At 37.5% G+C, this 16,942-nt stretch carries 13 protein-coding genes and 1 tRNA gene; 6 read left to right on the forward strand and 8 right to left on the reverse strand.

The genetic code is table 11. The annotated features are described in order from the left end of the window. Positions 1-7 precede the first annotated feature (7 nt). The 5 genes from ACP3T3_RS19035 (at position 8) to ACP3T3_RS19055 (ending at position 8,187) form a co-directional block, all read left to right on the forward strand. Positions 8-3,607 carry a DUF6443 domain-containing protein gene (locus tag ACP3T3_RS19035; RefSeq protein WP_426477313.1) on the forward strand — a complete coding sequence of 1,200 codons (3,600 nt, stop codon included), beginning with the start codon at positions 8-10 and terminating at the stop codon, positions 3,605-3,607. Positions 3,608-3,617: 10 nt separating this feature from the next. Next, entirely contained in the window at positions 3,618-4,079 is a 462-nt protein-coding gene (locus ACP3T3_RS19040) for a hypothetical protein (RefSeq protein WP_426477314.1), read from the forward strand. A 583-nt stretch (positions 4,080-4,662) separates the two neighbouring features. Then, entirely contained in the window at positions 4,663-5,427 is a 765-nt protein-coding gene (gene map, locus ACP3T3_RS19045; protein WP_426477315.1) for a type I methionyl aminopeptidase, read from the forward strand. A gap of 170 nt (positions 5,428-5,597) precedes the next feature. Further along, complete coding sequence (locus tag ACP3T3_RS19050) at positions 5,598-7,130, forward strand: M20/M25/M40 family metallo-hydrolase (RefSeq protein ID WP_426477316.1); 1,533 nt, start codon at positions 5,598-5,600, stop codon at positions 7,128-7,130. A 361-nt stretch (positions 7,131-7,491) separates the two neighbouring features. After that, positions 7,492-8,187: a hypothetical protein gene (locus tag ACP3T3_RS19055; RefSeq protein ID WP_426477317.1), complete on the forward strand. Its 696-nt coding sequence runs from the start codon at positions 7,492-7,494 to the stop codon at positions 8,185-8,187. 188 nt (positions 8,188-8,375) lie between these two features. On the opposite strand, the gene ACP3T3_RS19060 is transcribed toward ACP3T3_RS19055, so the two are convergent. The 5 genes from ACP3T3_RS19060 to ACP3T3_RS19080 form a co-directional block, all read right to left on the reverse strand. Continuing rightward, complete coding sequence (locus tag ACP3T3_RS19060; protein ID WP_426477318.1) at positions 8,376-10,463, reverse strand: hypothetical protein; 2,088 nt, start codon at positions 10,461-10,463, stop codon at positions 8,376-8,378. Positions 10,464-10,713: 250 nt separating this feature from the next. Then, a complete protein-coding gene (locus tag ACP3T3_RS19065; protein ID WP_426477319.1) occupies positions 10,714-11,511 on the reverse strand; it encodes a hypothetical protein in 798 nt (265 codons plus the stop codon). A 419-nt stretch (positions 11,512-11,930) separates the two neighbouring features. Beyond that, positions 11,931-12,347, reverse strand: coding sequence for a hypothetical protein (locus tag ACP3T3_RS19070; RefSeq protein WP_034696971.1), 417 nt, complete (start codon positions 12,345-12,347; stop codon positions 11,931-11,933). A gap of 185 nt (positions 12,348-12,532) precedes the next feature. Then, positions 12,533-12,619 (reverse strand) — tRNA-Ser (locus ACP3T3_RS19075). 54 nt (positions 12,620-12,673) lie between these two features. Further along, entirely contained in the window at positions 12,674-13,690 is a 1,017-nt protein-coding gene (locus ACP3T3_RS19080) for an asparaginase (RefSeq protein WP_426477320.1), read from the reverse strand. 167 nt (positions 13,691-13,857) lie between these two features. Between ACP3T3_RS19080 and ACP3T3_RS19085 the strand changes: the two genes are divergently transcribed. After that, positions 13,858-14,532, forward strand: coding sequence for a TrmH family RNA methyltransferase (locus tag ACP3T3_RS19085; protein WP_426477321.1), 675 nt, complete (start codon positions 13,858-13,860; stop codon positions 14,530-14,532). Positions 14,533-14,579: 47 nt separating this feature from the next. Here the strand turns inward: ACP3T3_RS19085 and ACP3T3_RS19090 are convergent, their stop codons facing one another. The 3 genes from ACP3T3_RS19090 to tsaD form a co-directional block, all read right to left on the reverse strand. After that, positions 14,580-15,275 carry an RsmE family RNA methyltransferase gene (locus tag ACP3T3_RS19090; RefSeq protein WP_426477322.1) on the reverse strand — a complete coding sequence of 232 codons (696 nt, stop codon included), beginning with the start codon at positions 15,273-15,275 and terminating at the stop codon, positions 14,580-14,582. A 101-nt stretch (positions 15,276-15,376) separates the two neighbouring features. Continuing rightward, complete coding sequence (locus tag ACP3T3_RS19095) at positions 15,377-15,706, reverse strand: transposase (protein WP_426477323.1); 330 nt, start codon at positions 15,704-15,706, stop codon at positions 15,377-15,379. 219 nt (positions 15,707-15,925) lie between these two features. Further along, a complete protein-coding gene (gene tsaD / locus ACP3T3_RS19100) occupies positions 15,926-16,942 on the reverse strand; it encodes a tRNA (adenosine(37)-N6)-threonylcarbamoyltransferase complex transferase subunit TsaD (protein ID WP_426477324.1) in 1,017 nt (338 codons plus the stop codon).

Genomic DNA, 16,942 nt, shown 5'->3' on the forward strand with positions numbered 1-16,942 from the left:
AACAAGAATGAAAAATATACTAATTATAATAGGAACTCTTCTCATGGGAACTGCACAGGGACAGCTTACCAATACGGAAAATTATATCTATTCAAAGACCTACCTGTCCGACCCTACCCTTGCTAATGTTAAGACCTCCGAAACCGTCCAATATTTTGACGGACTCGGAAGGCCCAAACAAATCGTGAATGTAAAAGCATCACCTTTGGGTCGTGATGTTGTGACCCATATCGAATATGATCCGTTTGGAAGGCAGGTGAAAGATTACCTTCCCGTTCCCCAGCTTTCTACAGCTAACGGAAGTTACTATTCAGGTCCTTTGGGCGTTTACCCTACCACCTATGGCAATGAAAAGATCTATTCAGAGAAAATTCTGGAGACCTCACCATTAGACCGTATTTTAGCGCAAAAACAAGTTGGAACTGCCTGGGACAATAAACCCGTACAATTTGGATATGATGTTAATGCAGATGGCGAGGTTAAAAAGTATACTGCCACTTTTAACTATACCACTTTTACTTCCCAACTCTCCTTATCCGGGACCTATGGAATAGGGCAGCTGTATAAAAATACAGTTACCAATGAAGACGGAAACCCTACCATTGAATTTAAAAACGGACAGGGACAGGTTACATTGGTAAGAAAAGTAATCAGTGCTACAGAAAACGCAGATACTTATTATGTTTACAATGATTATAACCAGCTGGCTTATGTGATTCCTCCCAAGGCTTCTGTAGAAGCAGATCCCAATATGGTACTTAATGATTTATGCTACCAATATAAATATGATGGGAGGAACCGGCTGGTAGAAAAGAAGCTTCCTGGCAAAGGCTGGGAGTATATGGTATATAATAAAGCTGACCAGCTTATTCTGACTCAGGATACTGAGCTTAAAGGAAAAGAGCAATGGCTCTTTACCAAATATGACCAGTTTGGAAGAACCGTTTACACGGGAATCACCAATAATACTGCCAGCAGGGCATCGATGCAAAACAGTGCCAATGTCAATGTTAATCTATATGAAACCAGAACTGCTGCAGCTGGTTTGACTTTAAACGGTATGCCTGTATATTATACTAAGGTTTCCACTCCTTCCAATGTTACTCAAGTCTTAAGTGTTAATTACTATGATACTTATCCTGAATACAGTTTTAATCCTACCTTTCCTTCAAATATTCAGGGAGAGCCCGTACTCTCCGAGATGCCTACAATCGATGGAAGAAGTACCAAAGGACTACCTGTGATAAGCTTTGTAAAGAATATTGAAGATGATAATTGGACAAAAAACTATACCTATTATGATAACAAGGGAAGAATAATTGGAAGCCACTCTATCAATCATTTAGGTGGATATACCCATACAGAATCCAAGCTTGATTTTGCAGGTGTTACGAAGCAGGCTGTCACTAGACATAAAAGATTAGATACTGATACTGAAAGAGTCATCACAGAAACGTTTGATTATGACAATCAGAACAGGTTATTAGTACACAAACATCAGGTAGACAGTAACCCGGTAGAAATTCTGACACAAAATACCTATAATGAAATTTCTCAGGTTACCAATAAAAAAGTGGGAGGAACAGATCTTGGCAATTCACTGCAATCAATAGATTATAAGTATAATATCCGTGGATGGTTGACGAAAATCAACGATCCAGCAAATTTGAACGGAAAACTCTTTGGGTATGAAATTAAATATACTAATCCTGTATACACCAATTTAGCCTCAGGAAGGTATAATGGAAATATTGCAGAGGTGAATTGGAGAAACGCTTCAGAAGATGTTCTGAAAAGATATTCGTATTCGTATGATCCTCTTAACAGGCTGAAAGATGCCATCTATACAGAACCTGGGGCTACCAATCCGTATAATAACAATTTCAATGAGAACCTAACCTATGATCTGAATGGAAATATCATGACTTTGAAGAGGAATGCTTATCCAGTATCGGGAACTACCGCAACACAAGTGGATAATCTTGAATATAAATATACAGGGAACCGTCTAAATCAGGTGATAGAAAATTCACCTAACAACTCGGGATATGAAGGAGGAAACAATATTATTGGTTATGACCTTAATGGAAATATGACCGATATGAAAGATAAGGGAATCCAAACTATTGTATACAATCATCTCAATTTGCCTAACTCTTTTACAATTAGCCAGAACAGTCCACTTGGTGTGGTCACAGGTTTTGGATTAAATTATCTTTACAGAGCAGATGGAACAAAAGTCCGCAAAACCTATAGAAGTGAAGGAGGAAAAGGAAGTACAATGATCACCACTAATATGACAGATTATCTGGACGGGTTCCAGTATCAATATTCAGAGGTCTCCACTTGCCTTTGGTGCCGGACAAGTGTTGCCTATGAGCAGGAAGCTTTTAAAAATGAAAATGATACCAATGTTTTTAGGCCAATTCAACCTTCATGGATACTTGATTTTGTTGCTACATCAGAGGGTTTTTACAGTTTCGCAGAAAACCGTTATATTTACAACTATATGGATCACTTGGGAAATACCAGGGTGACTTTTGCTAAAAATAATGCTGGAGTTCTGGAATCAATAGATACCAATAATTATTATCCGTTTGGATTAAACCATATTGGAGGAGTGAAAGGTTTGTTAGGAGGATATTTGAATTACAAGTATAATGGCAAGGAATTGCAGGAGACTGGAATGTACGATTATGGAGCGAGGATGTACATGCCGGATTTGGGAAGATGGGGAGTTGTAGATCCTTTGGGGGAAATGTATAGACGATATTCACCTTATAACTATACCCTAGATAACCCAATAAATTATACAGACCCCGATGGTAGATGGGTTAGAGGAGCAGGTTTTTTTAATAATCTTTTCAAATCTGATGCTAGAATTCATGCTGAGCAGTGGGCAGATAAATTAGGTTCAGGTTCTTATGGTATAGCGGTTAATAAAGGAGGTAATGGAACATGGAATGTAAGTTCTCATACTACTAACTTAAGTATTACAGATACTTTTAATTCAGAAGGTCATGTTAGTACATTTTATGTTGGAAGTGCTGGAGGAGGAGGTATAGGTACTCCACCATCATCTGGTGATCCTTGGGGACCTACATTTGGTTCTGTTCCTGAATCACGTGGTAAAACGGAATTACAGATGCAAGTTTCTGAGAATCCATTAGTACAAGGTGCAGCTATTGATTTGCTTACTGGAGGTACAGGAGCCGCTATATCTTCACTAAGAACTGCTAATAGGATCAGGAGATTGAGCTCTCGAGTTGAAAAGACAGCATCTGATATATATGCTTCTGGAAGTGCACCATCGGCAGTGGTGGGGGCAGAACTAAATGGGCAAACAGTGATTGGAATTAGCGCAGATGCTCCGACTGAAATTGCACCACAATTACAAGGTGTAGTAGAAATGCTAGGTGGAGCTGGAACAAAAAATATTCATAAAACATCAGTAGCATGTTGTGCGGAATTTCATGCTGGAAATGAATTGCTCCTAAAAAATCCACAGGCCTTTCCATCGCAAGTTAATTTCACAGGAGCAATACGACCTAGAACAGGAAAAGTTGTTCAAATGTGTGGTAATTGCAAAGCAACTTTTGGAAAATAATTATATTTTTATGTATACAGAAATAGAACAACAAACATTAGACATTGACTGGTTTTTTACTGATGGTAAATATATTAGTTTTGTTGCTTCTGGAGCAGGAAAATTACCTGAAACAGTTGCAAATTCAGAAGTAAACAATAAAAAATTAGTATCTTATTTTAAGGGGTTGCCAAAAATATCCGATCCAATAGTAAATCCTTTGTTAGATGAATTATTAACTAGAATATTTGGAAGTGGTGTTGATGAAAGATATTTAAGAGATTTTATCTATTTTACTCAAAGAGGTCTTTACTCTTTTGATAAGACTAATTTAAATGATTTTATAGATAATCATTATCATTTGGTTGCTACTCCTATAAAACCCTTAGAAATAATTGATTTACCTCCGGATATTTTAGATATTTTGATGCAAACTAAAATTGAAGGTGATATACACTTGATAAGTGATTTGGATGTTAGTAAAATAACATAGGCAAAATATACTCACTGGCGCGATCGTCTCGCTCGTGTCCTCAAATAAAACCAAACCACTGCACAGCAGTGGTTTTTATCATTTTATTGGAAGCCAATATATTCTGTAAAGTAAAGGTTAAAAAATATCCGGTAAAATATCCTCATAGTATTAAAGTGTTTGGAACTGGTTATCAACTATCTTCAACAGCTCGGAAATGCTTTCGATCACTACAGTAAGTCTCCGCAGCCGCTCATTAATTTGCTATAATCATTTCGTAAACTGTCTCCATACACTATGACAAGCCTCTCCACCCACTTCATCAAGTAGCTATTGACAGTTCATAAGTACCTTCAGACCCTTGGCCAACGGCCTCTAGCCAGTTGTATAAGCCCCTCTAACCCCTTATCAAAGTGCCTGGAGCCCCTTTGGACCCCCCTTTAGCCTCTTATATAACCGGGTATACCCCCTTACCCAAGGGGGCAGAGGGGGTTGGTGAAGGGGGTAGTAACCCTATTTTTCAATACATAGATTTGTGCTAAAACGGTACGTATCTGAATATTTTAATTTCCTAACTTTGTAGTTATCAACAATAATTAAAACTATGTCAATCACCAACGAAGATCAGATGATCGGAATGCAAAAAGTAAGTGAAGCCGTTGCTTATACCCTGAAGAAGATGATGGAGTATGCTGAACCGGGTATGACCACGAAAGATCTTGATGAGTATGGCGCTAAAATCCTGGAAGGTTACGGGGCGAAATCTGCTCCTTATCTGACGTATGGATTTCCAGGCTGGACATGTATCAGTGTAGATAACGAATTTTGCCACGGTATTCCAACGGATCAGAGGATTTTGAAAGAAGGTGATCTGATCAATATTGATGTTTCTGCAGAGCTGGACGGTTATTGGGCTGATAACGGAGGTTCCTTTGTGATTGGAAAAGATATCCATGGGCACCAAAAACTGGTGGAAGCTTCCAAAGATATTTTGAGAAAAGCTATTGATAATATAAAAGGTGGTGTGAGAATAGCTGACATAGGACATTTGATGGAAACAGAAGCAAAGAAAAGAGGCTTTAAAGTGATAAAGAATCTTGCAGGGCATGGAGTAGGCAGAAGCTTACACGAGCAGCCTGACGAATTGCTGAACTACAGAAACCGTTATGATTCCAGACGTTTTAAGAAAAACTCTGTCGTGGCTATTGAAACATTTATTTCTACCGATTCCAATATTGCTGTAGAACTAAAAGACGGATGGACCATGGCAGGAAATAAAGGCGGCTATATGGCTCAGCACGAACATACGATTGTCATTACCGACGGAAAGCCAATCATTTTAACCGAAATGAACGAAATCCTGAATTAAACCAGAATTGTTTATTCATAGAAAGTGAATCGCAAAGGCACAGGATTTATCATCATTTCCTGGCCACCATGTATTCAGGAGATCCTCCGGTTGAAAAAGCGAGGCTTAAATTGTCAGGCACCCAATACTTTGCTATATTTATAGAAATAAATCACTTCACAACTATTTCTATGAAAAAATTTCTTTTAATCCTTTTGGGAATCGTGGTTATTCTGGCTGCCATAGTATTGGTTAAAACCTACACCTATCCATTTAAGAAAAACAATATAGGCGCTGGCGAAGACTGGAAGCCTGTAAAAAATGACTCAGCAGTTATGAGATTGTCTGGGGGAATAAAAATTCCTACTGTTTCTACGGGCAGTTTGGGAGAATTCGATTATACCCCGTTTGATCAGTTCAAAACCTATTTAAAAGCATCTTACCCACTGGTATATCAGAATACAGAAAATGTTGAGGTCAATCAGTATGGATTGGTGTTCAGGCTTAAAGGAAGCAATCCTGCACTGGAGCCCATTTTATTTCTTTCCCATATGGATGTGGTACCTCCCGGAGATGCCGATATAAAAAATAATGAAGAAAATGTATTCCGTCCGGATGATAAACCATCTGAACCTGTTGCAAAAGTAGCTGAAGACTGGGATTTTGCCCCTTTTTCGGGAGCTGTTGCCAACGGGAGAATCTACGGAAGAGGAGCAATAGACATGAAAGGAATGTTATTCTCCCTAATGGAATCCATGAATTCCATGATTAAAAATAAGCAGATTCCACAACGTGATGTATATCTGGCATTCGGCTTTGATGAAGAAGTGGGCGGACAAAAAGGAGCGATTCAGATCGCCGATTATTTTAAGAAAAAAGGATTGAAGTTCGATGCTGTTTATGATGAGGGTGGATTGATTATGAGAAAAGGAAATGTAGCAGGAATAGATACAGATGTAGCCGTTATAGGATGTGCGGAAAAAGGATTTCTTTCTGCGAAAATAAAAGTAAAAGGACTTGGCGGGCATTCATCAATGCCTCCTATGGAAAGTGCCATCGGAAAAGCTGCCGTGATTATGCAGCGTCTGGAAGACCATCAGATGAAGCCTGTTATTACCCCGTTAATCAAAGAATTCTTTACTAATATTGGTGGTGAAATGCCTTTTACCACAAGAATGGCACTGGCCAATCAATGGCTTTTAAAACCGGTGTTGATCTCACAGCTTACTAAAAACAATACAACCAATGCCTTGGTAAGGACCACCACGGCCCTGACTATGATGAAAGGAAGCGATGGTACCAATGTTCTTTCCCCTGAAGTGGAATTTGTCGTTAATTTCAGACTGCTCCCCGGAAATTCGGTAAAGGACGTCCGTGATCATATTGCCAAAGCCACGGAAGGATTTGATGTTGAGGTAGAAGAAATTGACAATACAAGAGAAGCCTCTGCTATTTCTCCAACCCATACAAAAGCTTTTAAAATGATAGAAGCCGGAGTTAAAGAAATTCATCCCGGAGCTATTGTTTCCCCATACCTTACCATGGCTGGAACGGATGCCGGTAAATACGAGATTGTAAGTAAAAATGTCTATAGATTCATGCCGATTAAAATCAACAGTGCCGAACAGCAAAGCATTCACAGCACCAATGAATACCTTAGCATTGAAAACTATCTGAAGATGATGCACTACTTTGAGTACATTATGAAGAATTACGACAAGTAAATGTCAATGGTGAATGGTCAATTCGCTGCGCTTGTGAATTTTTATATAAGTTAGCATGTTATTAAGCGCAGCGTTCGCAAAGTTTTTTATAATGTTTAATTTCTTTCGATCGCAGAGGTATTTCACTCAGCAATGTATACACTAAGATCTTGGCTGAACGAAGTGCCTTTGCGAACAAAATATAAAACGTTACCCAATAAACCTTGCGAACCTTCGCGTTAATAATGATTCACTCTTGATTTTGCGAAGCAAAAATTGACGATTGGCTGAACAATCTTTCAAATCTTTTTACAAAAAAATATATTGCGTCAAGTTTTGTCGCATTACGGATATAGCTTTGTCATATCAAAATTACAGAGCTATGGAATTGCCATTTTACTTAAACTTTAACGACTTCGAAAGTAATTATTACGATAACCTTGAAAAATGGTTTGAAGAATATCATAATACCAGTGAAACAGATTATCTGAAAGCTCTTGCTGAACTTTACAGTCCGTATGTCTATTATAACTTTACGGATGACAGCTTAAAGCCGGATGCCTCTATTGAAGTGAAAGACTGTTTTTTCCCTTACCATGAAAAAATCGGGATTTCTTTCTGTATTGATTGTCAAAACGGAACTTCTTCTTCCCATGGAATAAACCAGGTTTTTGAATTTAAAAATATTTCCATGATGGAATATGCCCAGCACATTCTGGATAAGATCAATAAGTTTTGTTCAAAAAATGCGCACGCCTTAGAGGGTAATAAAAATATTCAGGATTATATTAATAACTATGCTATTATTACGTCCGTAGAAGGAGTAGGATACTGTATCAGCTACAACCGCCATCAGAAAACAATTCCTTTTTTAAAAGCTTATCTTCCATACTATGGTCAAACGGTCAATATGGCGGTATACAGAGATTTTCTTTTTTCTGTAGCACAGATTGCTGAATTCATAGATCAGAAACTGAAAACCGTACATGCGTTTAAACATACTATTTATGCACGTTCAAGAGCAGAAGCGAAATTCAACGTGCAGACGAGCCGTGAGTTTCTGACATTGTGCAACTAAATTTTACACCAAACATTCATACTTAATTATATTGCAGAGAAACTTATGTTTCAAACAAAAATCCCGGTCAGTAATGATTGGGATTTTATAATAACCTCTTAATTCAAGAATAAATAATTTTTATAAACAGATAAAATAAAAAGGCCGCCTCAGTAATGAGACAACCTTGATTAAGTGTAGTATTTATATTAGTTTTGCATTACCCCTGCATTTTTTAACTTTAATAGCAGACTGTTAAAATCATTACGAAGTGCAGTAATATCAATCGCTGATGAATCTGCCTGGTTTATTGATTTGATCTGTGGTAAATTGATAATCATTGGCTGACTGTTGGTATCATAAGGAGCAGAAATATTTACCGGAAAATCATCTGTATAATTCCCCAGTACTTCAATAACAATGTCCAGAACCCACTTTTGATTGGCTGAATCTAAACTGCTTTGAGCAAAAGTAAGGGCCGCCTTATTGTTTTTAGTATAAATACCTGTTGAAACAGGAAGTCTTTTAAAATCGTCTAATGTACCGGTATAGCTTATAGGTTTTACATCTGTAAAAGAAATAATTTCTTCTTTTACCTGGGTAGAATCACTCTCATACCAGTAGCCTTTTGTTGTAACTTTAAGATAGAGATCTCTGGCTTCAAATGCAGAAGTGAACTGATCAAAGGTGATATCTACAAATTTATTTGTGTGGATATCTGTCAGATGAAAGCTTCTCACTAGTTTGTCTGCTTGGGCCTTTTTGACTGTAGTGACCATGGGAGAAATTCCGGGGATTTCAATTTTGTTATTGTAAGCGTTTTTGAGAAAGCTTTCAATATTGGTATACGTAAGATTACTAATAGGTGCATTGATAATAAATGTATCCGTATTATGGAAAGTATTGTCGTAACATTCTAATGTTCTGTTTTGCGGACCATAGATGAATAGAAAATTATCTTTTGATGCCAGATTGATGAAAGTATTGTTAAAGACTCTTACACCATCTTTATACTCTCCTATAGTTAAGGACCCTGCTACTTGTCCAATAGGACCGGTTCCGGATTCTCTTTCAACATAGTTATTGTAAACCAGAGTTTCACGACATTTTTTATTTATAAAATGCGGATACTTATAAATTACTTGTAAATGAAATGAATATTGTGGTGACAAATGAAAGCGATTGCCGTAGAAATGCTCTCCACCACCTCTTAATTCGGCATGAGAATCATAAAAATTATTGTTATAGATGGTATTATTACAGCTTAATCCATGCTCATCCGGAGCTACAAATAATGGATTGTTCCTGAAAACACAATTGGTAACATTGCTATCTCGTGCTCCTACATGAAGAGACAGACCTGTATTCTTGTTATCTTCAAATAAAGCACCATCAATCACCGTATCAACACTGCCGCGTCCAAAATCAGACAGGGTGCCTTCTTCAATATCAATTCCTGCTTCCGGTGATGTTCCATAGGTTTTCCCTGTATTGGTATATGATCCTCCAATCACTTTGAATCTTTTGCTGTTTACAACGGAGCATCCTTGTCTGTAGTTATTGTCTGCATGACAATTTCTTAAAACTCCATCTTCATTCCAGATGTTGGTTTTTACTTCTGCAAAAAGCTCATCTGAAGAAATATAAAAACCATCCATACAGCAGTTATCAGATCTACAATCTAGTAATTCATATCTTTGTGATGAACTTATTTTGAAACCCGATTGATTATTATATTTATGTGGATCACCGCCATCTGGCTTTCTGTCATTTTTAGAACCGTCATAATTGAGATTTTCTATTTTAAAATTTTTACATCGTAAAAATTCAAAACCACGCATGTTAATAATTGGGGGATTATCAGGATGAGCCTTTACCGCAGCTCCGTTACCATAGATAGTAAAATTTGATTTATCTGTAAAGCTGAAAAAGAGTTCATGTCCTATATTGTCTTTTCCGTTTTCTCCTCCGATGTACACAGGTGCTCCGGTCTCAGGATTTGTACCAAGTGCATATCTCTCTGTAAAACTTCCGTCCCCCTGCATATATTTTGCATTTTCAAATGACATAATAAAATCTCGTTGAGGAAGAAAAGAAATCATTCTTCTGATGGCGGGTGCATCATTGGTTATTCCATCTCCTTTTGCCCCGAACCTTTTGACATATACCGTTCGATTAGAAAGCCATTCTACATCTGCATAGTAATCGCTGCCTTTTTGTCTGTAAATAATACCGTCGGCTTTTGTTGGAGTCATTGCTGATCCGTCGTGCCATGTAGTTACTTTTTTAAAATTCACATTTTCGTCAGTGAAGCTATCTACCAGCTGTACTAGATTGTCATTAGGATATGAGCTCCCTGCTGCGAAAAATCATTGGTGTAAGTCATTGTTTTTGTATTTGGTGTTATTATTTTAATGATAGATGTACAACTCTTGCAAGATTCTTGTTTTGATCTATGGCAAAAATAATAAGCTGATACGACAGAACTTGACGTGTTTAAAAATAAAAAGTCTTATACCTATTGTACAAAACTTTTTAAAAGTTGTTTTAATAATTTTTCTTCCTATAAGGAATATTCCAGATCAGGTCGGCTGCCAGATAATGAACACCTCCATGATGAATGCTCCTGCTATCCCTGATCAGATCATCCATATATCCTATATCTACTGTAAAAGGTGAATTAGGGATGGTAAACATATAATAAGCTGCAATCCGCATTTCGCGATATCCGAACGAACCCCATTTGGACTCGGGTTCATTAAGATGACTGACAGAAAACAGGGCTTCTGCGCTTAATGCCAGTTTCTGATTGTTTTTAGGAGATACATTATAGGTCAATTGGCTCTTGATGCGCGTTCTCAGTTGAAAGTCTTCCTCTGTTTGATGGAAATCTGCATCAAAAAACTTCCTGAATTCCTGCCTTATGGTATTTTTCAGCCTCCATCTTTTTCCAAGATCAAATGTATAGGCATATCTTCCGTAAATTCTGAATTCCTGTTCCGTATTTTCCCTGTCATATGGTGCCGTACTTTCATACTGTGGCTGACGGCGGTAACTTAACGCATAGCTATACTGCTGATGAGGAGCAAAAGAATGGTAGACTTCGTGATTCAAGACAACAATAGCCTGTTTCGAAAATAGATTATGATCATCCGGACTGCTCTTTCTTCCGATTGCAATATAACTCAAAGCTTGTTTTTTACCCAAAGAATCTAACCGTCGCTTCACTCCGAAGGCTCCCCAGAATGCATTGTTGGCATCTCCCAATCCGGGCGGACTGATCTGGGCCTTTATAGATGTTCCTATACATCCCCATAAAAATAATGCTGTAAAAAATTTCTTCATGCTCAATAGTATGGATAACTGTTTTACTGTTAATTTTAAATAACTGCGAAACCATGAGACGGATAAGAATACTGTTGATACGCAGAGAAAATACTTAGTAATCACAAAATTAGAAACTTGGTTCATAGAATGTTTATTCAAAAACTTTTAAAACTGTTTAAAAACAAGACAAAGTAAAAGGAGGATTTGGGACAGATTTAGGAATAAAACTTTCTAAGGAAAAAAAATGAATTTCAGAACAGTATTTTAATTGTGGGTAAATTGTGGATAACTTGTTAGTAATTTATGGAAAAGGAGTTTTAAAGCTATGAGCTTATTGTGTAATTATTTGATTGTATGTGGTATACATACAAAAATAAATTGCCACAATATAAATACTGTGGCAATCTGATTTTTATGGACTGGTTTATTTTTACACTTTAGTTCTGTCTTACTCCGCACATGGCATCCCATGTTGTCCAGAAATGAGCATTGATAGCTCCGATAGGCGGATTCGTACTGTCAGCAACAATGCCTACCATTGAAGCACAGTTGGAATTACAGCCTATCTCATTATGGCTTCCAGCCTGAGGCGGAATCTGGCGCCATGTACCGGTAGATCCGCTTAATAATTCTACCTTGATTTCAAAAATCCCTGAAAGATTAGGGGTCTGAATCTGCTTGGTAGGATTCTCACTTGAGATGAAGTCGCTCCAGTCTCCCTGTGAAAAAGTTACCCGCCATGTAGAAATCATTTTAGAAGTATCATTTTGGGGTGAAAGATACACCCAGAACTGTGCTCCGTTTCCAAGTACCAGCTGGCCTGAAGAATTTGCATTTACACTTGTTGATGTCATATTAAATTGGTTTTTAGGTTATTTTATATTCCAAAGTAACAAAGAATCAGGCGGATAGAATAGGGTGTAAATTACTAATTGTTGTTTTGGGTAGAAATACCTATTGGGAAAGCAGGGTAATCCGGAAATTATTAATCACAAAAAAGCCTGTGCTAAAAATTAGCGCAGGCTTTTATTTTTTCTTGCAGAGAGGAAGGGATTCGAACCCTCGATACAGTTACCCGTATACTACCTTTCCAGGGTAGCTCCTTCAACCACTCGGACACCTCTCTTTTTGAGATTGCAAAAATAGCGTATTTTCTGGAATATCCAAATTATTTTGCAATTTAATCAGTAATTTCTCCACAAAGGCTTCTGGTGAAATTTTCAGCAAAGCTTCCGGAGTAGCTAGGATTATCAATAAGGTGCATTGCTTTCGTAATTGCTGTTTCCGCAGTCATATCTCTTCCGCTGATCGCTCCGATTCTGGAGAAGATGTTGCTGTTTTCATACTTCCCGAATGAGATACCTCCTGAAATACACTGGCTTACCACCACTATTTCAGTTCCGTTATTTCTGATTTCCTGAAGCGTTTCCTGAGTTTTTGCACTGCTGAAAATAGTTCCCGAACCAAAAACCTGAAGAATCAGAACCTTCATTTTAGGGATTTCCCTGAAGTGGCTCAGGTGCATTCCAGGAAAAATTCTCCAGAATAAAATATCTTCAGAAATATGCTCGTCCACATGGAATTTTGCCTTTGGATCACAACGGAATAAATTGTCTTTAATAATATTCAGATGAACTCCGGACTGCCCCAGGATCGGATAATTCGGACTGGCATAGGCATCAAAATATTCTGCAGAATATTTCAAGGTTCTGTTTCCTCTTAATAATTTGTATTCAAAGTAAATGGCAACCTCCTGGATAACTGCTTCGTCATTCTCATAAAGGCTGGCATAATAAAGGCTGGTCAGAAGATTCTCCTTGGCATCTGTCCTCAGATCACCAATCGGAAGCTGAGAACCGGTCATAATCACAGGTTTTCTTAATCCTTTTAGCATGAAACTTAATGCTGATGCGGTATAAGACATCGTATCCGTTCCGTGAAGAATCAGGAAACCATCATAATCATCATAATTTTTTTGAATATAATTAGCGATCACTCTCCATTCTTCAGGCCCCATATCCGAAGAATCCAGTGGTTTGGCAAAAGGATGAACGAAGACTTCACATTCCATGAGCTTCATTTCAGGCATCTTTTCAAATATATTTCCAAAATCAAAGGCACGGAGACTTCCGGTTTCATAATCTTTTTCCATTCCGATGGTTCCACCGGTATAGATGAGCAGGACTTTTCGCTTCATGTACTAATTTTAATTAAGAATTGGAGCCCGATTAGGGTTCATAGGCCAAAATTACGTTAATTTGCAAAGATTTGAAAATGAATGAAACGCTTATCATAAAATTTTGTAAAGATATGATGAGAAATGAAGACGTTTCACGAGGCTATTGAAAAAATAACTAAATGCAGATGAATGATTTAGCACAGACTTATGAATATTTAAAACAGTTTTTAACAGAGGAAAGACTGGCAAAAATTGAACATTTCTCCCAGGAAAGTTCAGACTTTGTGCTTCCTGTTGTAGAAGACGTCTATCAGTTTAGAAATGCAGCAGCCATTGTACGCTCTGTGGAAGCTTGCGGTTTCCATAAAGTAGTGGCGTTGCAGGAAGAATATAGTTTTGAGCCCAATCTTCGCGTAACAAAAGGGGCCGATACCTGGGTTGAGGTTGAAAAACTTCCCCGGAATATGGAATCCTTCCGGAATATTAAAGACCGTGGATATAAAATAGTAGCTGTCTCTCTGGAAAATAATGCAAAAATGCTTCCTGAATATGAAATTACAGAGCCTATTGCTTTAGTTTTTGGAACTGAAATGGAAGGGGTTTCACAGGAAATTTTAGATTTTGCCGATGAAACACTGGCTATTCCGATGTATGGCTTTACGAGAAGCTTCAATGTTTCTGTAGCGGCTTCCATTTGTATGTATGAATTGAAACAAAAGCTGATAAAATCCGATATTGAGTATAAATTAAATGAAAAAAAGCTTTTAAGAATGAAAATCCTCTGGACAGTTAATTCAATCAGAAGCGGACAGCAGATTTTTGAAAAGTACCTAAGCGAAAATAATGTTGACTGGAAATAATGAATCGGAAATAAAAAGAGAAGGCCTGAAACCTTCTCTTTTGTTATTTATATCATATTATAATAATTCCATGCGGCGACGAAAACACCGGCCGTTTCTGTTCTCAGTCTTTGGTTTCCGAGAGATACGGCTCTTACCTTATTTTCTGCCAGAAATGCAATTTCCTTTTCAGAAAAATCGCCTTCAGGACCTATTAAAAATGTAAGCTGTTCAAGCTGAGGGATATTTTTAAGGTCAATTCTTTCCAGATTCTCATGACAGTGCGCTACAAAAGTATGTTCCGGATCAATGTTTTTCAGAAAGTCAGTCAGTTTTACAGCATCATTGATAACCGGAAAATGAAACCTCAGACTTTGCTTGGATGCGGCAACAGCCTGTTTCCTGATCTTATCAATATTGATGTTTTTACGTTCTGTTTTCTCTGTTAGGATAATACTGATCTCAGAAATACCCATCTCCACAGCCTTTTCCACAAAGAATTCTATTCTGTCAATATTTTTGGTCGGGGCAATGGCAATATGAAGCTTAGGAGTAAACCCTGGCAGGTCTTCTTTGATCCCGGAAATAGCAATACCTGCTTTCTTACCTTCAATGACAAGCTTTCCGGAAGCCAGTTTCCCTTTGCCATTTGTCACGTGAATATCTTCTCCATCCCTCATCCGAAGAACTTTTACAATATGCTGCTGCTCTTCATCGTGGATAATTACTTTATTTCCGTTAATTTCTCCGTAGAATAGTTTCATTTTATTTTTTTTAAGAGCCACAAAGTGGTGCAATAATTAGCAAAGACTGTAGGTCTTTGTTTGAATTGAGGTTATTTAATGAGCTCTGAAAGAGCGAAATATTAATCCCAAATATATCTTTCATCAAATTCTATCACATAATTTTTTAGAAATATTAAAAATTCATCTTTAAAGCTTTTAATTTTATGATGTTCTTTTTGATTGTTGATATACTGTGTTACGGTTTCTATTTCTTTCGGATTAACTGAAAAACTTCCATAGCCATTTTGCCAATAAAAATGAGAATATTTTTTATCCTTAGTTTTAATCCATTTTGAAGAATGAGATTTTAAACTTTCCAAAAGTTTTACAAGAGTTACTTTTTTTGATAAAAGACAAAGGATATGAACATGATCCTTATAGCCTCCAATTCTTACGGGATTACATTCCATATTTTTGCAAATTCCTGCCAGATATGAAAATAATTCTTCCTGTATTATCATCAATTAGCGGTTCTCTGTTTTTAGTAGAGAATATGATATGAACATAATTTTTAACAAGAGATTGTCCCATTCTATCCTGCTACTTCGTAGCTCGTTACTGTTGGTCTATTTAATTTCAAAGGGCTGAAACCCTTTGCTTTTTACTTCGCCACTTCGTGGCTCCACACTCTACAAATCGTATTTTGCTGTTGCGGAAGTTCTTAAATCCGTAAATTCTCCCCGCTCAAATTTCAGCTTAGCTACCATAGCGATCATCGCAGCATTGTCTGTAGTATATTCAAACTTGGGGATATAGATATTCCAGCCTAATCTTTCTTTATTGTCTTCCATTGCTTTTCTCAGAGCAGAATTGGCAGAAACACCACCAGCGATGGCCACTTCATTTACGTTAAGATCTTTGGCCGCTTTTTCAAGCTTATGCATCAGGATCTCAATAATGGATTTCTGTACAGAGGCACACAGATCATTAAGATTTTCTTTGATGAAATCCGGATTTTTTCTGACTTCTTTCTGAATGAAATACAACACAGAAGTTTTTATACCGCTGAAAGAATAATCATAGTTTTCAAGCTTCGGTTTATTGAATTTAAAAGCATCAGGATTTCCTTCTTTGGCCAGTCTGTCGATAATAGGTCCGGCAGGATAATCAAGGTCAAAGATTTTCCCGATTTTATCAAAAGCTTCTCCTGCGGCATCATCAATAGTTTTTCCAATGATTTCCATCTCGAAATAGTCTTTTACCAATACAATCATGGTGTGTCCGCCGCTTACCGTAAGACATAAGAAAGGGAAGGCAGGCGGCACAGGATTTGCATCTTCGATGAAATGGGCCAGAATGTGGGCTTGAAGGTGATTTACTTCAATTAATGGTACATTTAGGCTCATAGCCAGAGATTTAGCAAATGATGTTCCTACAAGAAGAGATCCTAAAAGTCCGGGTCCGCGTGTAAATCCTATAGCTGAGATAGCATTTTGTTGTATATTTGCTTTGGAAAAAGATTTTTCAACAACGGGGATAATATTTTGCTGATGGGCCCGTGAAGCCAATTCAGGAACAACACCACCATATTCTTTGTGGATGGCCTGATTCGCGGCAATGTTTGAAAGAATAGAATTTCCCTTGATGATAGCTGCTGAGGTGTCGTCGCAGGACGATTCAATACCTAAAATTATAGAGTCGCTCAT

Source organism: Chryseobacterium sp. CBSDS_008 (assembly GCF_049959325.1).
Lineage (GTDB): Bacteria > Bacteroidota > Bacteroidia > Flavobacteriales > Weeksellaceae > Chryseobacterium.